The sequence below is a fragment of the Sulfurimonas aquatica genome (assembly GCF_017357825.1).
Taxonomy (GTDB): domain Bacteria; phylum Campylobacterota; class Campylobacteria; order Campylobacterales; family Sulfurimonadaceae; genus Sulfurimonas; species Sulfurimonas aquatica.
In genome coordinates this window covers 1,772,873-1,789,960 of record NZ_CP046072.1, presented here as the reverse complement: position 1 = coordinate 1,789,960, position 17,088 = coordinate 1,772,873, and the positions used below count along the sequence as shown (strand labels likewise).

Here is a 17,088-nt window from a genome sequence, read left to right as displayed (position 1 = left end):
CACAACAATATTTATACCAAGTACAAAGCAGGAAGTATAAGATGAAAAAAATCATACAAATTTACAAAAAAGATCATACATATATAGTTAGTCATATAAGAGGAATCATGAGCTCTTTGCCTAAAGAGCTTTTAGAAAACTCTAAAAGTATTTTTAAAAAGTATAAGTATATAGAGCTAATGTACTCAGTAGATGGTAATTTTAAACAAAACAGTCCATCGGTATATAAAAATAAGAGCATCTCAGAAGCTATGAACAGCGATAAAAGTCAATATTTTAGCAATATTGATTTAAAAGATAACGATGTATTTATCTCAAGTCCTTATGTGCATCACACATCGGGAAACCCAAGTATTTCAGTTGTTCAGAGAATGGGAGATATTTATTATGTAATCGATATAAATATGATACTTCTTTTTGAAGAGCTTAAGCTTATTGAATACAATAGCATTCATGAAAAAACAATTAAGTTTGTTTATATATTTGGAGCGAGTATTTTAGGGTTTATATCACTCTCCCTTATTGGCTATGGTGCTTATGTTTTAGCTGCCTTAATGTTCTCTTTAGCTGAAAGTGACTTCTTACATGATGTTTTTAAGTCTATAGTTGCTGTGACCATTGGTCTTGCTATGTTTGATCTCTCTCGTCAGATTATAGAGCAAGAGGTACTTTTTAAGACTTTTCATAAAGAGAAAAACAGAGAGTTTAAGATTTTAGGAAAATTTCTAGTCTCTATTATTATCGCACTCTCTATAGAGACACTGATGGTTGTTTTCAAAATAGTTCTAGATGACTACACAAATATGCTCTCAGCATTTTACTTACTTATAGGAACGACTATCATGTTTGTTGGTCTGGCTTATTTTCAAAAGACAGTTACTGCAAATAAAGTAGAAGAAGAATAAACAGACAAAAATCTCCTACGAATAACTCTTCTAAAGTCATATAATTTATGTATGATTTTTATTCCCTATAAAGAGCAGGAGTTTTATCGCTCCCTGCTAACAAATAATAAACTTCCAGTAATATATAGAGAGCCACTTGATAAAGTGGCAATGCATGAGAGTGATCTCAATCGTCTTATCGAGATGGCATGGCAAGATAGAGTTCCTTTTGAGATTATACAAAAACAGTATGGTCTGAGTGAAAACCAACTAAAGAAGAAAATGCGTTCTCTTATCTCACATAAGGCGTATAAACGCTGGAGAAAAAGAGTCCAAGGAAGAGCAACTAAACATACCTCAAAACTCTACCACAAACCAGACCGTTTCCAAGGACCCTGGTAAAAGGAAAACAAAGATGAAAGTTCTACTAACGGGCGCAAATGGTTACATAGGAAGAAGACTTAAAGAGAAGCTTTTAGGAGAAGACGTAAGCTTACGTTTACTAGCTCGAAATCCAAAGAGTATGACTCCAGACGTTAAGGTTGAAGTTGTCCAAGGGGACTCGTTTGACGTGGATTCGCTTGAGAGAGCCTTAGAGGGCATTGATGTTGCTTACTATCTTATACACTCACTTCAAGAAGAAAACTATAGAGAGTTAGATAAACTCAGCGCTCACAACTTTTTAAACGCAGCTATAAAGCAAGGTGTTAAACGCATAGTGTATCTCGGTGGTCTTGGGGTAAAAGAGCATGCAAGCACACACCTTTTAAGTCGCATAGAAACGGGTGAAATACTCTCAAGTAGGCCTACCGAGATAGAGACTCTATGGATACGTGCAGGTGTAATCATCGGCTCGGGGAGTGCAAGTTTTGAGATAATTAGGCACTTAACCGAGAAACTACCGGTAATGGTAACGCCAAAATGGGTAAAAACTCTAGCACAGCCTATCGGGGTTGATGATGTTGTCTCTTATCTTGAAGCATCTAAAGACGTGCCTCTAGAGGGGAATGTGACTGTTGATATTGGCAGTAAAATGATGACATATAAAGAGATGATGCTTGGTTGTGCGCATGCGCTGGGACTTAAACGGTGGATATTTCCCCTACCAATCCTTACTATAAAGCTCTCATCTTACTGGCTAAACTTTTTTACGCCAGTTCCTTACAATGTCGCTCGCTCACTTATTGAGGGACTCTCAAGTGAGGTAATCATTCAAAATGAAAACGCTACGAAGTATTTTCCACATATAAGACCGGTGAGCTTTGAGCATGCTGTAAAACAAGCTATACAAGAGATGGAAGAGAATCAAGTCTTTAGTCGCTGGAGTGATGCGGGGGGAGGCAAAGACGTTTGGGAAAAAGAGTTTAAAAACGATACCTCCGCAGCTCTTTTTTTAGACCGTCAAACACTCCCACTTGATGGTGTTTCAAAAGAGGCTCTCTATGGCGCATTTTGCTCCATAGGAGGAGACGAGGGGTGGTTTGGATATAACTGGCTCTGGGAGATTCGTGGCGTTATGGATAAGATGATAGGCGGAGCGGGGCTAAACCGTGGTCGAAGAGATACTTATAAACTTAGAGTTGGCGAGAGCGTAGACTTTTGGAGAGTTGAGGATTTAAAAGAGAATGAGAGACTCCTGCTTCGAGCACAAATGAAAGTACCGGGAAAGGCTTGGCTTGAGTTTAGAATTAAAGGGGATGAGTTTATACAAACGGCTTACTTCTACCCTAGAGGATTACTTGGAAGACTCTACTGGTATCTGCTTATACCAATTCACTACTTTGTATTTAAAGACATGATTCGCTCTATCATGAAAAAGGCAAAAAAACTATAATAGGTTTTAAAACTTAATATGTTTAACATACTCATCGCCCAAAACTTTTTTGATCTGTTTTGGAAAGATTTGAGCTCTCTCATGCATACGAAGGAGCTCCTTTTTTCCTAGTTCTCCATACTTATCTACTATGGCGATGAGGACTTCATTTGCCACTATGTCATACTCTCCATATTTTGAGTCGCCATCTATCACAAGAGAAGCGATGGACTCAAAATTCTCTTCATATACGTTATATTCATTCATCGTTATGGCGTCTGCTTTAAAGTCTGAGTCTCTTGGATCCATTGGCACTTCATAGAGTTTATGCGTTCCCAACTCAAACGCTGTGAGCTTTTTCCCATAAGCGCAACTCGTATCTATACAAAAGAAGTTTTCACCTGAAACTACCTCGTCAAAAGTACAGTGACCAAAGACGTTTATAACCTCACTCTCTGGCACCTCGTCTCCATGGTAATATCTGTTGAGTAGAAACTCGTTGTAGTACTCTTCGTTATCTCTATGTTCATAGTACTCAAGGGCGAAACCATGCGTTATGAAATAGCGTTCGATTTCTATGTAAACTGGTAGCTTTTTTATCCACTCCAGATGTTTTTTTATAAGAGGAATGTCCTTGTTATAACTCTCTATGCAAGCAAGTCCGCCATAGCGTTTATCACTGCTCCATGGACTGTGTACGTCTCTCTCGACTGCGTCTAAAATGTACTTCTCAAAAAGATGTTCATGATTTCCTTTGACGCATGGATAGTTATTATTTATGACATACTCTATAACGTCTTTAGAGTATTTTCCTTTATCACACAGATCTCCTACAAAGATGATTTTGGCATCTTGAGGAAGCTGTTTTATAAGTTTTAAGAGTGAGTGGTAGGCACCATGAACATCGCCGATTACAAAGGTGTTATTAATATTTTCTAGTTTCATCTAGAGCTCCAAATCTTTCTTATATATATGTCTCTCAACTATCCATGAAAACAAAAACATACCAAGGTATGCGATGTCAAGACCAAAAACAACGGCGATGGAACTCTCAGAGTATAGCTTTGTAAGATAAAAAGAGAGAACAAAAAATGCTAAGCCGCTCAAACGTATGTAAAGAGCTAAGTTAAAAGCGCCGCTAGCTTTTATAAACGCTATCTGATACGCGTTTAACATGATGAAGATAAAAAAGAAACTTAGATGAGAGAGGTAGAGATAAGCACCTTCGTACTGGGGCAAAAATAAAATAGAGATAATACTCTCGCCAAAAAAGTAGATAGCGGCTACAAAGCTAGCGCTTACCAAAAACGTAAAAGAATAAAACCACTTTTTGATTTTTAAAATGCCCTCTTTTTCTTTTCCAAAGTAGAGCTTACTCAGCTCAGGAAGCAAAAACCTAAAGACTGGAAAAACAAAAAGCGTAATCATATACATAAGTATAGGCTTTGTTACCACTTGAAAATCACCCACTTCATCAAGAGAGTAGTAGTGGTTAAAAAAGAAAATAGAGAGATAGATAAGTATCATTCCCGAACTAAACTCCAAGGTTGATATGAGAGACTTTTTTATAAACTCCTTCATCTCTTGATTTTGTATGACTCTTTTTATAATGGGCTCATTAGCTCTGTTTCTTTTGTAGACATAGATATATAAAGAGAGTGAGAGCGAACTCATGGAACTCATGATAAAGAGGGCTTGAAGGCCATGAACGCCAGATACGTAAAAGGCCAAAGCAAACCAGAAAAGTGAAAAGATTGGTTCAAGAAAGCTCGTCTTATTCATAACGCCATAGAGTCTATACATGGCTAACTGATTACTCAAGTAAAGATAGAGGCTCATAGAAAAAATGGTAGCGACTAAGTACCAGTAGTCTATCTCAAGGTTAAAGTTGTGTTTAACATAGGGAAGTACAAAAGCCCATGAGATAAGCATGGCGCCCAAGATAAAGTAACGAAATATTTTTAGAATCGCCTTGTCTTCTTTAAGCTTGTTGTACGTTACAACCATAGAGGAGCGAAAGCCAATAAGCACGAGAAGAGAAAAGGAGAAAATGTCTATAGCGGTGTAGTATAGAGCTAAGTCGTTCTTTGCAATTATTGTCGCTAGATATATCTTTAGAGAAAAACCCATAGCAACTGAAAAGAGACCAATTCCTATAGATGAGTAAAAATGTTGCTGAATTGTTTTTGTCATCTCTTATATTTCCTAATTATATTTATCGTATTCTACTTTAAATTTATATAGATTGATAGTGGTTATTTGTCAATTAGAACTTATATATTATAATAGTTACAGATGTGTTATAATCATTTTAATAATCTGGCGTTATAAAAAGGACATTATTTGAATGATGATCAAAAACAGTATGAAGATTTAATTGAAACCGAAGAGTCGACTTTAGCATTGGAAGATATAGAATCTATCATTCGTGATCAAAATGTTCGTAAGAGTTTTGAAAAGAAATATGGTGAAAAACTCTACTCGGAAATACTGCTTGCATTAACGCATGAAAGGTATGAACCTGCGAAAGCTAAAGAGTTGTGGAGTAAAATTATTTCACATCTTGATAATTTAACGAAGCGACTCGGAAGAAACCCTGGTATCGCTGTTGCAACGCTTGATTACCTTTCAAATTTTCACAACTCGTTATCATCCGCCATTCTGATTCAAGAGGACAAAAGCGACTTCATATCTGAAACAACCACGCGAGATGGTTTAACGCAACTGTACCTAAGAAGCGTCTTTGATTTTGCATTGGAAAAAGAGTTGCAAAAGAGTTTTCGAGGGGATGAAAAGCTCTCTTTGCTTATGATTGACATTGACGATTTTAAACTAGTAAATGACAACTATGGGCATATAGTGGGGGATGAAGTACTGAGCACCATAGGCGCGTTGATAAATGAAAATATTCGAAGTATGGACATTGCCGCACGTTATGGCGGAGAAGAACTCTCCATAATAGTTCCTCAGTCACTGCCAAAAGAAACACTGCTCTTTGCGCAGAGAATAAGAGAAAAAATATCTAAGATTGAGTTCTCTGGTTTTTCCGTAACTGTTAGCATCGGAGTATGCCACTCTTCTTCAGATATCAAAAATACGGATGAGTTTATTAGTAGGGCGGACAAAGCGCTTTATGAGGCCAAGAGAACGGGAAAAAATCGCGTAGTTGAATTTGAAAAGCTCGCCTAGGTATTTAAACGATCTAAAATCTCTTGAAACTTTTTAATATGAATCTTTTTTCTAGAGAGTTCAATTATTCCATCTTGTTTTAGCTTCTGTAGACTTCTGTTGACTACTTTTCGCACGGTTCCAACCATTGAAGCTATATCTTCATGTTTTAAGTTGTCAATTATTTTTAACTCGGCTTTATCGTCTTTCATATAGGTAAATCTTGTAAAGAGTTGTAGCACCCTTTGATAAACATCGTAAAATGAGAGACTTATTGCGAGGTTTTCCATAGACTTCAACTGCATAGCAAGGTAAGAGTAAAAGAGTTGTCTAAAGTTATTATCTAGAAGAATCATATCTTTGACATCTTCAAGCGGTATCTGAATTAACTCCGTGTCTTCTAAGACTTCGGAGATCTGCTCTCTATGTGTTCCATCAAGCAAGCTTACAACGTCAAACATATCTCCACGTGAGAGCAGATATAGTATCTGCTCTTTTGAACTTTTAAAATCAATTTGAAAAATTTTAATCTTTCCACTTAAAACAAAGTAAAAATATTTTGACGTATCGACACTATTAAGCGGGTCTTCCCCTTTTTTAAAAAAAACGTTTTTTTGGTTTTTTAACTTTTGAGGAAGTTGTTGTAGTTCATGAAGAACTAGAGATTGATTTTTAGTTTCGATTGTGTCCATATATAATTGTACACTATTTTTATAAACTCATATTCTCCTTATCTTTTTTTATAAACTGCAAATTTACATCTTTTTCTTAGGCATTACAATTGTAAAATAGTCCCCTTCGACTTTATGTTCAATCTTCTCTTGGACTACGTCCGAGGGAATCTTATAAGAGCTTGAAAAGTTTTGTGAGCTATAGAAGTAGCCATTATCATTTTTCTCCTCACGCTTCATATTCATACTAAGAGAAACGACACTATCTTTAACCATAAAGTTTAGGGCCTCCGCTTTGGAGCCATTTAGTTTGACTCTGTAGACATATCTGTCGTCTAAGTCCTCAAAAAGCTTTTTCTTTTCGTAAAGCTGAGGATTTTTCTTTTTTTCTTCTAGTATGTATTTGTTTTCAGCCTTGAGCTTTTCAATGGCTTTTTCATACTTTTTAATCATATGATTATTGTTTTCAACTCTTTGAGTAGTATCAATACTAAAGAGAGAAAACGCTTCGAGCGACGTACCTAATAATAGACCTGCAGTACACATATAAAGCATACTCTTTTTCATAATAAACTCCTTTTAACACCTTTAGAGGCATCTAAATTTTTTTACTCTTCAAGTATAAATAAAAAATAAAAACTCTTCTGCCCCCTAGGTAGCAGATATACTTATTAGGAGAAATTTTAAAAAAATAAGTATGAAATGACATATTAGTCGTACGAAAAAACTTTGATACTTAGTAAAATACTTTTATTAATTTAAAGGATATTTTTATGTTTAGCACAACAACAAAACTTGATTCTTCATGTCACAAACAACCAAGACCAACAGCACTTCTAAGTGTTGCAAATAATATCATGCCACTATCATGGCATATGCCTGTCTCAAAATCTCCACTATGTTATGCCATTTGCGTTCGTGATGAGAACAAGTCATATGACTTACTGCATATAAATGAGCAGTTTGCTTTAAACTTTTTAGACTTTTCATATATAGAAGCTTTTGAGAAGAGTGGGAGTGAGCATGGTGGAGATAAGTTCAAGTCTACGGGATTGACGCCTAAAAAAGCGCAAACTATAAACGCGACACTCATTGAAGAGGCTTATATGATATATGAGTGTAGGGTTATAGACATTTTAAACTATGGGGATCATGACGTTTTTATATCTGAAGTTACTATGATTCATAACAAAGACGTAAAAGACGTAAAACCAATCCTTTTTACAGGCGAGGGCTACTATGAAACTACGTCACAAAATCCACAAAGAGTACCAAGAAGAGAAGATGGCTGATTATATTCCAACGGCGTTTGACTTTGACCCTGACGAGAGAGGGCACTTTGGCATATTTGGCGGGAGGTACGTTCCCGAGACGCTAATGCCATCGCTTCTTGAACTAGAGCAAGAGTACAAAAAAGTGCGTTTTGACAAAGAGTTCTGGGCAGAGGTAAATCACTACTTTAGAGAGTACGTAGGTCGTCCCTCGCCTTTATATAGAGCGGACTCACTCTCAAAAGAGTTAAACGCCGAAATCTATCTTAAACGCGAGGACCTAAACCATACGGGAGCTCATAAAGTTAACAATACCATCGTTCAAGGTTTACTTGCCAAACGCATGGGCAAAACAAAGGTTATAGCAGAAACAGGGGCGGGGCAGCATGGCGTTGCCACTGCAACCATAGCCGCTCTGATGGGACTGGAGTGTGAAGTGTTTATGGGCGAAAAAGACGTTGAACGCCAAGAGTTAAACGTTTTTCGTATGAAACTTTTAGGAGCTAAGATAAATCCCGTTACATCTGGAAGTAGAACGCTTAAAGATGCTATGAACGACGCCATTCGTCACTGGGTTACAAACGCTAGAGATACTTTTTATATCATAGGAACCGCCGCGGGTCCACATCCCTATCCCCTTATGGTGAGAGATTTCCAAGCGGTCATTAGCGATGAGGCTAAAAAGCAGATTTTAGAGAAAACTTCTAGACTTCCTGATTACGTCATAGCTTGCATCGGTGGTGGGAGTAACGCTCTTTGAATGTTTGCTCACTTTATCAACGAAGAAGATACTCAGTGTATAGGTATTGAAGCTGGTGGTCATGGATTAGAGAGTGGAGAACACGGCGCGAGTCTAGCTCTTGGAAAACCGGGAATACTCCATGGACAGTTGAGTTATCTTCTGCAAACTGATGATGGACAGATAAACGAAGCACACTCTATAAGTGCAGGACTTGACTACCCTGGAATAGGGCCTGAACACTCCTACTTGATGGAGCAGGGTAAAGTGAAATATGACTCCATAACGGATAAAGAAGCGATGGACGCATTTGTATGGCTCTCTAAGGCGGAGGGAATAGTCCCTGCGTTTGAAAGCGCTCACGCAATCGCTTATCTCAAAAAGATGTCAAAAGAGCAGATTGAGGGTAAAACGGTTATAGTGAGTCTCTCAGGTCGCGGAGATAAAGACATGGTGCAAGCAATGGAGCTTTTAGAGCAAAAGAGCATATAGACTCTTGAGATGTAGGCTCAAACATATATGAGAAAACCCCAGTTCTTGGTTTTATAATATGTTTTATAAAAAGAAAGATAAATGCCTAAGGGCAAGTTAGAAGTTTTAAGCTTAAATTTTTATACTAAAGAGAGTCCACTCTTTTAAGGTTTTAACGCTGATAGAGATGTCTAATTTGTCGGCAATTAATGTAGCGATATGTAGACCTAAACCAGTTCCATCTTCGAACTTTTTTGTAGAGAAGTATGGCTCAAATATTTCGTTTATTATCTCATCAGGAATTGCTCCGGCGTTGTTTGATATTTCAATGGTGATGCTCTCTTGCTCTTGTATTACCTCTATCTTTATTTTTGGGTTTTTAGTTTTATTTTCTATGAGTGCGTCTTTAGCATTAGAGAGAATGACCATAAGGATTTGTAAAAGCTCATTTTTATTTGATACTATGTAAATATCTGAGCTAGAGTAGCTTACATCTATCTCTATATCATTTATATTTATTGTAAAGTTTATAATTGAGAGTACCTCTTCTATGAGTGGTTTAATCAAAAACTTACTTTGGTTTTTTTCATTTATGGAGAAGTTCCTAAAATCGTTAAGAGTTTGTGATAGATATGTTGTGGTTGCCTCGATGTCGTTTAACTTATCATTGAGTCTTACCTCATCTAACTTTTTATTGAAAAAGTCATCTTCGATGTTAAGTACGATAGAGTTTATTTGAGATAGGGGTTGTCTCCATTGATGGACTAAGTTATTCATCATCTGGCCAAGAGTTGAGAGCTTATGTTTACTTATAAGCATCTCTTGTGTTTGTATTCGTATGAGTTTCTCACTCTCTTTTTCATCTTCTAAGTCTTTGTATTTGTAAGCCAATGCAAAGGACATGAGTATGACTTCAACACAAGCACCCCACACGAAAAAGTAATCCATAATTAACGAGCCATTTGTTAGACCCATATCGGAGAGAACCATAAAAATACTGCCAATTATGATAATAATGTTTGAGATGAGTATATAAAGCGCCAACTGTACTTTTTTGATAAAAAAGATATAGAGTATAAGTACTAGAGTTAATACCATTGAGAATATAGATAAAAGTTCATATAAAAGAGTTCCTTGGTACAAAAGAGAAGTGAGACTAAAAAAGAAAAATAGATATGCGATTGATTTTAAAAAAGACGTGGTTTTAGGCAGATAGGCTTCGGCGTTTAGATAGGTGATTATAAATAAAATATGAAAGCCATAGAGTAGATTTCCCAATATTCCATAGCTATAGTAGTTAAAAAGAGGATAATTTGGCCAGATAAACTCAAATCCAAAACCTGTCCAAGAGATGATACCAAGTAAAAATACAAAATGAAAAAGTACATAGTATAAGTAGACCTTTATTTTTATACTATACCAAACAAAAAAGTTATAAAGAATAAGTGCAAAAAGAATCCCATAAGAAAAAGAAAATAGCATTTTATGAAAAAATATAGTGCTTAAGTGCTCCTCTTGGCTAGAGTCTTGTAAAAAAGTCTTTATGGTGTATGAAGAGGATATTTTTATAAATACCACTTTTTTCTCAAAAGGAGTGAGGGTGATTTTAAAGATGTTGTTGTCAATGGAGTTTATCTGCTTGTTGTAATTGTTAGTTCGTCCATATTTTTGAGGTGTTTTACCGTCCTCATAGAGGGTTATGTCATCCATATAGGCAAACCGAAACTTGAAGACTCTTGTTTGTATCTCATCTAAATGGTTTTTGAGTTCTAGTTTTAGCCAACAGTTTTGCTTCAAAAGACCAAAGTTGTCGCCTTTTGAAGGGATGAAGTTTTTTACTTGTTTGATTTGAGCTAGCGTTAGATCATCTTTTGTTAGATAGTAACTTGTTTTTATATCTAAGTTACTCTCTCCAAACAGTGATGATATGAAGATAAGTAAAATTAATACTATTTTATTCACTATTTAGCCTTAAGTTAACATCCGTTGCACGAACTTTACTCAAGTTCGTATAAAAAATAGATGAACTGACATATATCTTCTACTAACAAACTTACATATTTCATAAAATAGATTCATGAAAATTTTAGCACTTATGCTTTTCGCACTATAGAGATGGTTCTTCTAAAGCTATAAACTCCATGCCATGATGAAGTGATGCTCAATTACTACAAAAAGTATAAATAAATAGCTATACTTCTTAAATAATGGAGGTTTGATATGAAAGTAGCACTCAGTGGAGCCAATGGTTTTGTTGCCTCTTACTTAAAAAAAAGCTTTAGAGATTACGTCATTATAGAGAGAGATGATGATGAAGATGAGATACTTAGAAAACTAGAAGGTGTTGATGCTGTATTTAACCTTGCAGGTGCTCCAATCATTAAACGCTGGAGCGACTCTTATAAAGAACTTTTACTTAGTAGTCGTGTAGATACAACAAGAAAAATAGTAAACGCCATAAACAGGAGTGAAGTAAAACACTTTATCTCTACGTCCGCTATAGGTGCTTACCCTAATGACTCTGCGTTTGATGAGAGTTATGAAGCTTATGCGGATGACTTTTTAGGTTCTTTAACATCTCAGTGGGAAAGTGAAGCTAGAAAATGCTCTAAGCCCACTACGATTGTGCGTTTTGGAGTTATACTAGGAAGTGAAGGAGGAGCACTAGCTCAAATGCTTACTCCTTTTAAGCTGGGCCTTGGCGGTGTCATAGGTAATGGTAAAATGATGACCTCTTGGATAGATATAGAGGATCTCGTAAGAATTTATGAGTATATCTTAGAGTCAAAGATTACTGGCATTATAAACGCAACGGCACCAAAGCCAGTGACAAACTATGCTTTTACAAAAGCCTTAGGCAAACAACTTAAGAGAGTGACTATACTGCCTCTTCCTGAGTTTGTGTTAAAACTTCTCTTTGGTGAGGGTTCTACTGTTTTAACAGCTTCAAAAGAGGTTTATCCAAAACGACTTCTCGAGAGTGGATTTAAATTTAAGTATGAAGAGATAGACTCCTCATTATCACACCTTTTGGGCTAAAGTTATAAAGAGACAAATAATTTATACTAAAACAGTTAGTTTTTTTGTAAAATCACATCATATATATTTAAAGAGGTAGAGTTGAATTTAGAAAATTATTTTATATCACAGTTTGATAACAGACATATTGGAGATGACGGGGCTGTTATTGATGGCTTTGTTTACTCAAAAGATGCTTTTTTTGAGGACGTACATTACAAAAAAAAGTGGCTGAGTTACTACCAAGTAGCACAAAGAGCGATGCTAGTAAATATCTCTGACGCAATCGCTATGAATGCCATACCAAAATATGTTCTTCTAAGTATAGCGATGCCAAAAACAATGTCTAAAGAGGATATGAGAGATTTGGCAAATGGCTTTAAAGATATGGCGAAAAAGTATAATTTAGAGATTATAGGTGGTGATACTATTAGTAATACAAAACTTGATATTACTATAACGGTGATATCTAAAACTGATAAACCACTCCTTAGAACTAAAGTCCGTAGTGGATATGCTCTTGCATATACGGGGGAGCTTGGAAAGTCTCAAAAAGAGTTAAAAAAACTTTTTAATTTAGGCACTATTCATAAAAAATCGAAGTTTATAGATATTAAACTTCGAAGTGATTTTGTATATAAATCTCAAAGATTTTTAAAAGCCGGAATGGATATCTCAGATGGCCTTTTTAGCGACTTGAGCAAAATTACACAAGCAAATAAGATAGGCGTAAAGTTTAACGCGAAGATAAAAAAATCTCTTGCTTGTAGCGGAGAGGAGTATGAAATGCTTGTGGCGTTTGATATGCGAGACAAAAAAACAATCTTTAGAAGAGCTGCACAAACAAGAACACAAATAACAATTTTTGGCTCAGCATCAAGAAGTAGATATACAAACAGATGTAAGGCACATCATTTTTAATAAAAATTATTAACAGACAAATTACTCCTACTAAAAACCTCATTTATCTTATAAAATAAAATAAAAATTGAGGAGTATTTATGAAAAGAGCAATCTTACTAATGAATATGGGTGGGCCAAATAATTTAAATGAAGTAGAAGTTTTTTTAACAAATATGTTTAATGATAAAAACATCATTGGCGCGCCAAAACCTATACGAGCGATGATAGCAAAATTTATAACTTTTTCTCGTACGGAATTCGCTCAAAATAATTACGCTCTCATAGGTGGAAAATCTCCTATTATTGGATACACACAAGAGTTAATTAAAAAGCTTGAAGAAAATATTAAAGACGCGAGTATTCATATGGTGATGCGTTATACCCCTCCATTTGCTGAGGACGTTTTAGAAAACCTTCGTGATGTAGATGAGTTTTATGCCATTCCTCTTTATCCTCACTACTCATCTACGACGACCCTCTCAAGCTATGAAGATCTTTATGAGAGTTTTGATAAACTCAAAATTAAAGCAAGAGTGCAAACAATATATGACTACTACAATGACAAGTACTACAATAACTCTATAGTTGAGAGAATAAAAGAGGCACTCAGTGGAGAAGACCCAGAGGAGTATGAGTTGATATTTTCAGCACATGGACTTCCTAAAAAGGTTATAGAAAAAGGGGATGTGTATCAAAAACAAATTCGCTATAATGTCTATCATGCAAGAAAAGCGCTTATGAATGCAGGGGTGGATTTTTATAATACTCACTTAGCTTATCAGTCGCGTTTGGGTCCACTTGAGTGGATAACACCATACTTAGACGACAAACTAAAGTCCCTAAAGAAGAAAAAAGTTATTCTGTTTCCTATCGCGTTTACCGTAGATAACTCAGAGACGGAGTTTGAGCTTGAAATAGAGTATAGAGAGATAGCCGAAGAGTTGGGTTTAGAAGAGTATAGAGTTGCAAAAGCTCCAAATGATCATCCTGAGTTTGTAAAGTGTTTAACAAATATCTATGAAGATATGAAGGCAAGTTAATGTTTGAATATGGCGTAGTTGGTTCTGGCGTTGGCGGTAGCTCCATAGCTGCGCTTTTAAACGCCAAAGGTCATAGCGTAGCGCTGTTTGAGAAGGAGCCTTATCTTGGAGGGTGTAGTTCTACGTTTTCTAATAAGGGCTACTCTTACAACACTGGAGCGACTACCCTCGCTGGATACGAAGAGGGTTTTATCGTCAAAGAGATATTTGACGAGATAGGTTTTAAGCCAAATCTTATAACAACAGACCCCTCTATAGTCATCATTCAAAATGATAAGGTTACCCCGCGTTATAGTAACTTTGAGCAGTTTTTTCATACACTAAACACTAACTATCCAAACTCTCAAAATAGAGAGTTTTGGGAACTTGTGTATGAGATAAATAGTGAGTTTTATAAAATGAGTGGGCACTACTACTCAAACTCAAATATTTTTAAAAAAGCAAAATCCCTGCTAAGTTTTATACCACTTTTTCTTAAGTTTCAAAAGTATCTACGCATCAATGCTTATGACTTTATAGATAAGATTTTTGATGGTATAGACGCAGAGTATTTACAGTTTTTAGAGTCCCAAATCCTTATAGTCGCGCAAGCTCCAACTAAAGAGATAAACTTTTTTACAGGCGCGCTCTCACTTGGATATACGTTTAATGATAACCATTATGCAGTAGGTGGACTTGGTGCCATTTTTGATGGTTTGACAAAAGATATAGAACATCTGTATAAAAATTGTGAAATAAAAGAGATAAAAAGATTAGAAACTCATTTTGAACTTCATACTAAGAGTAAGATTTATGAAGCAAAAAAGATTATACTCAACTCAACCGTTTATGATAGTGCGAAATTATTTGAAGATAGTGATATAAAAGACTACTATAAAAAGTATGAAAAACTCAATAATCATCAGAGCTCTTTTATGCTCTATATGACTATAAAAAGTAAAAAAAAGTTTGAACATCATTACCAGATTATAAAAGAGGAGCTATTTCCACACTCCCTTTCAAAAGCTCTCTTTGTCTCTTTTTCTGATGCAAGTGACAATAGCATTGTAGCTGAGGGGTACTATAGCCTAACTATATCTTTGCATACGGATGTAAGGTTTTGGCAAAATAAAGAGAGCTATAAAGCTCAAAAAAAAGTACTTCAAGATATACTTATGCAGACAGTTTTAACGAGTTTAGATATTGAAGAAGATGAGATAGTCCATAGTTTTTGTGCTACTCCTTTAACGTTTAAACGCTACATAAACAGAACTCAACTCGGAGGAAATGCTATCACTATGAAAAACTTTCTTCCATTTTTACCATCAAATGACTCTCCTATTAAAGGCGTTTATAATGTAGGTGATAGTGTTTATGCGGCACAGGGTTGGCCAGGAGTTATGCTTGGCGTAAAAAACTTAAAGAGTCTTTTAAATGTATAACATAGCGCTACACATAAAGTCCCGTGATTGGATCTACATACTCATCATAGGCGTATTTTTTGGAATGTTTATGTCCTCTTTAGGTTATATACTTTTAGAGTATCCTTGGTTAGATGGGGCTTTTTTTGGAGTGATTTTGGGTTTTAGTATCACTACTTTTTCTCTTGTTTTTATCTCTTATATGAACAAAAATATCCTACCAAGACTCAAAGAAGTTTACTGGCTACCTCTATCTATAGTTTTCTCTTTTCTCTCTGGTTTTTTGGGAACAATGGTTGGTATTTACATTGCTGAGTTCATTAGCATAGAACTCATACCAGCATTTCGTGAGCAAATTGTAATTATCTCTATACTTATCGGTATTTTGACTTATATTGTTGGAGCACTTCTTTATAGGTTTGTCAAGATGAGAAATCAAAAAGATGTTATTGATAATGAATATATTCAGAGTCGTTTGCGTTCACTTGAAACGCAACTCAATCCTCACTTTTTGTTTAATGCACTTAACTCTATTGCCGAGCTTATCCATCATGACAAAGATAAGGCGGAGATGGCTATTTTAAAAGTTTCCTCTTTTTTGAGAAATACGATGAATGAGCAGGCCCTTTTAACTTTAAAAGATGAGATTAAAAATGTTGGTGAGTATATAGAACTTGAAAATATACGTTTTTCAGATAAGATTCATTTAGAGATAACAGGAGAGATCCCTCGCTGGAGTGTTCCTAAGTTTTCTCTGCAACTCATAGTGGAAAATGCCATTAAGCACAGCTTTGTAAGTAATAAAGAGAGTTTAAACATAAAACTCTCTTTTGATATGAGACATAAAATTATCAAGATAGAAAATGATGGCTTAGCTATGCAAAAAAAGAGTTTTGGAGTAGGGTTAAGTAATCTTAACCAGCGTTTAGAACTTTTATGTAAAGGCTCTTTAAGTGTTGAGAGTTTAGAGAGGTCTTTGTTTTATATAGATTTGGGAGAGTGCTGTGAAAATACTAATAGTTGATGATGAAGAGTTAGCAAGAGCAAGGCTTAAGCGTATGCTCAATACTTTAGAGTTTAATGAGGTTGAAGAAGCAAGTAGTGCAGATGAAGCGATAAGCGCATTTAAAGATAGCTCGTATGACCTTGTTTTTTTAGATATAAACATGCCACAAGTGAGTGGACTAGAACTTGCCTATGAGTTGAAGTACTTGGATGAAAATATATCTATAATCTTTCAAACAGCATATGAAGAACATGCCCTTAAAGCTTTTGATATTGGTGCTGTTGGGTATTTGGTTAAGCCTTATAGTCTAGAGCAGGTTAAAGAGAGTGTAAGCAGGGTTAAAAGTAGTGTAAAGTCTCAAGAAAAAGAGGAGTTACGTATCTTAAGTAAAACTGGTGAGAGTTATCTTTTTCTCAAACCTCAAGAGATCTTTTATGTAAAAGCAGACCTTTCAGAAGTAATGATACGAAGTGCTAAGGGTTTTTCTTACTATGCCCAAAAAATTTCAGACTTGCAAAAAAAACTTGAGGCATATAACTTTGTAAGAATTCACCGTTCTTATCTTATAAATATAGATGAGATAAAAGAGATAGAGACAATAGAGCAGAGTAAACTCCGCTTTAGTTTTGCAAACTGCTCTGAAACTATCGAGTCAAGTAAAGATGGGGCTAAAGCATTCCGAGAACAGTTTAAGATATAAGGAT

The 17,088-nt window shown here is 35.6% G+C and carries 16 protein-coding genes and 1 pseudogene; 12 read left to right on the top strand and 5 right to left on the bottom strand.

Annotated features, from left to right (window positions below; genetic code table 11):
- Window positions 1-41 precede the first annotated feature (41 nt).
- Genes GJV85_RS08510 through GJV85_RS08500 form a run of 3 tightly spaced genes read left to right on the top strand, consistent with a single transcriptional unit; the run spans window position 42 to window position 2,718 of the window.
- On the top strand, window positions 42-905 hold the full coding sequence (locus tag GJV85_RS08510; RefSeq protein ID WP_207560964.1) for a hypothetical protein: 864 nt from the start codon (window positions 42-44) through the stop codon (window positions 903-905).
- Between the two features lie 51 nt (window positions 906-956).
- Window positions 957-1,286 carry a TIGR03643 family protein gene (locus GJV85_RS08505; protein ID WP_207560963.1) on the top strand — a complete coding sequence of 110 codons (330 nt, stop codon included), beginning with the start codon at window positions 957-959 and terminating at the stop codon, window positions 1,284-1,286.
- Between the two features lie 13 nt (window positions 1,287-1,299).
- A complete protein-coding gene (locus tag GJV85_RS08500; RefSeq protein ID WP_207560962.1) occupies window positions 1,300-2,718 on the top strand; it encodes an SDR family oxidoreductase in 1,419 nt (472 codons plus the stop codon).
- Between the two features lie 6 nt (window positions 2,719-2,724).
- Here the strand turns inward: GJV85_RS08500 and GJV85_RS08495 are convergent, their stop codons facing one another.
- Window positions 2,725-3,642, bottom strand: coding sequence for a metallophosphoesterase (locus GJV85_RS08495; protein WP_207560961.1), 918 nt, complete (start codon window positions 3,640-3,642; stop codon window positions 2,725-2,727).
- Window positions 3,643-4,890 (bottom strand): MATE family efflux transporter, encoded by a 1,248-nt coding sequence (locus GJV85_RS08490; RefSeq protein WP_207560960.1) that lies wholly within the window; start codon window positions 4,888-4,890, stop codon window positions 3,643-3,645.
- A 150-nt stretch (window positions 4,891-5,040) separates the two neighbouring features.
- On the opposite strand from GJV85_RS08490, the gene GJV85_RS08485 reads away from it, so the two are divergent.
- A complete protein-coding gene (locus tag GJV85_RS08485; RefSeq protein ID WP_207560959.1) occupies window positions 5,041-5,886 on the top strand; it encodes a GGDEF domain-containing protein in 846 nt (281 codons plus the stop codon).
- Here GJV85_RS08485 and GJV85_RS08480 read toward each other — a convergent pair.
- Window positions 5,883-6,557 (bottom strand): Crp/Fnr family transcriptional regulator, encoded by a 675-nt coding sequence (locus tag GJV85_RS08480; protein WP_207560958.1) that lies wholly within the window; start codon window positions 6,555-6,557, stop codon window positions 5,883-5,885. The two genes, GJV85_RS08485 and GJV85_RS08480, sit on opposite strands and share 4 nt — an antisense overlap.
- 63 nt (window positions 6,558-6,620) lie before the next feature.
- Window positions 6,621-7,103, bottom strand: a complete 483-nt coding sequence (locus GJV85_RS08475; RefSeq protein ID WP_207560957.1) for an Hsp20/alpha crystallin family protein — start codon at window positions 7,101-7,103, stop codon at window positions 6,621-6,623.
- 206 nt (window positions 7,104-7,309) lie between these two features.
- On the opposite strand from GJV85_RS08475, the gene GJV85_RS08470 reads away from it, so the two are divergent.
- Together GJV85_RS08470 and trpB are read left to right on the top strand one after the other, a co-directional pair.
- Entirely contained in the window at window positions 7,310-7,828 is a 519-nt protein-coding gene (locus tag GJV85_RS08470; RefSeq protein ID WP_207560956.1) for a flavin reductase family protein, read from the top strand.
- Window positions 7,821-9,038, top strand: a pseudogene (trpB, locus tag GJV85_RS08465) (tryptophan synthase subunit beta). The gene GJV85_RS08470 and the pseudogene trpB overlap by 8 nt, the downstream one beginning before the upstream one ends.
- Before the next feature lie 111 nt (window positions 9,039-9,149).
- Here trpB and GJV85_RS08460 read toward each other — a convergent pair.
- Window positions 9,150-10,979 carry a sensor histidine kinase gene (locus GJV85_RS08460; RefSeq protein ID WP_207560955.1) on the bottom strand — a complete coding sequence of 610 codons (1,830 nt, stop codon included), beginning with the start codon at window positions 10,977-10,979 and terminating at the stop codon, window positions 9,150-9,152.
- 258 nt (window positions 10,980-11,237) lie between these two features.
- Between GJV85_RS08460 and GJV85_RS08455 the strand changes: the two genes are divergently transcribed.
- From GJV85_RS08455 to GJV85_RS08430, 6 genes are all read left to right on the top strand, one after another.
- On the top strand, window positions 11,238-12,056 hold the full coding sequence (locus tag GJV85_RS08455) for a TIGR01777 family oxidoreductase (protein ID WP_207560954.1): 819 nt from the start codon (window positions 11,238-11,240) through the stop codon (window positions 12,054-12,056).
- An 81-nt stretch (window positions 12,057-12,137) separates the two neighbouring features.
- Complete coding sequence (locus GJV85_RS08450; protein ID WP_207560953.1) at window positions 12,138-12,956, top strand: thiamine-phosphate kinase; 819 nt, start codon at window positions 12,138-12,140, stop codon at window positions 12,954-12,956.
- A gap of 80 nt (window positions 12,957-13,036) precedes the next feature.
- Complete coding sequence (hemH, locus tag GJV85_RS08445; RefSeq protein ID WP_207560952.1) at window positions 13,037-13,978, top strand: ferrochelatase; 942 nt, start codon at window positions 13,037-13,039, stop codon at window positions 13,976-13,978.
- Complete coding sequence (locus GJV85_RS08440; protein WP_207560951.1) at window positions 13,978-15,399, top strand: phytoene desaturase family protein; 1,422 nt, start codon at window positions 13,978-13,980, stop codon at window positions 15,397-15,399. The genes hemH and GJV85_RS08440 overlap by 1 nt, the downstream gene beginning before the upstream one ends.
- Window positions 15,392-16,402, top strand: a complete 1,011-nt coding sequence (locus tag GJV85_RS08435) for a sensor histidine kinase (protein WP_207560950.1) — start codon at window positions 15,392-15,394, stop codon at window positions 16,400-16,402. Before GJV85_RS08440 ends, GJV85_RS08435 begins: the two co-directional genes overlap by 8 nt.
- The gene (locus tag GJV85_RS08430; protein WP_207560949.1) at window positions 16,383-17,084 is read left to right on the top strand and encodes a LytR/AlgR family response regulator transcription factor; all 702 of its coding nucleotides are present in this window, start codon (window positions 16,383-16,385) and stop codon (window positions 17,082-17,084) included. The genes GJV85_RS08435 and GJV85_RS08430 overlap by 20 nt, the downstream gene beginning before the upstream one ends.
- The last annotated feature ends 4 nt before the right edge of the window (window positions 17,085-17,088 follow it).

Bases quoted from the DNA above. Each gene is read 5' to 3' on its own strand.
- GJV85_RS08510 (WP_207560964.1), top strand. From the start codon at position 42: ATGAAAAAAATCATACAAATTTACAAAAAAGATCATACATATATAGTT.
- GJV85_RS08505 (WP_207560963.1), top strand. From the start codon at position 957: ATGATTTTTATTCCCTATAAAGAGCAGGAGTTTTATCGCTCCCTGCTA.
- GJV85_RS08500 (WP_207560962.1), top strand. From the start codon at position 1,300: ATGAAAGTTCTACTAACGGGCGCAAATGGTTACATAGGAAGAAGACTT.
- GJV85_RS08495 (WP_207560961.1), bottom strand. From the start codon at position 3,642: ATGAAACTAGAAAATATTAATAACACCTTTGTAATCGGCGATGTTCAT.
- GJV85_RS08490 (WP_207560960.1), bottom strand. From the start codon at position 4,890: ATGACAAAAACAATTCAGCAACATTTTTACTCATCTATAGGAATTGGT.
- GJV85_RS08480 (WP_207560958.1), bottom strand. From the start codon at position 6,557: ATGGACACAATCGAAACTAAAAATCAATCTCTAGTTCTTCATGAACTA.
- GJV85_RS08475 (WP_207560957.1), bottom strand. From the start codon at position 7,103: ATGAAAAAGAGTATGCTTTATATGTGTACTGCAGGTCTATTATTAGGT.
- GJV85_RS08470 (WP_207560956.1), top strand. From the start codon at position 7,310: ATGTTTAGCACAACAACAAAACTTGATTCTTCATGTCACAAACAACCA.
- GJV85_RS08455 (WP_207560954.1), top strand. From the start codon at position 11,238: ATGAAAGTAGCACTCAGTGGAGCCAATGGTTTTGTTGCCTCTTACTTA.
- hemH (WP_207560952.1), top strand. From the start codon at position 13,037: ATGAAAAGAGCAATCTTACTAATGAATATGGGTGGGCCAAATAATTTA.
- GJV85_RS08440 (WP_207560951.1), top strand. From the start codon at position 13,978: ATGTTTGAATATGGCGTAGTTGGTTCTGGCGTTGGCGGTAGCTCCATA.
- GJV85_RS08435 (WP_207560950.1), top strand. From the start codon at position 15,392: ATGTATAACATAGCGCTACACATAAAGTCCCGTGATTGGATCTACATA.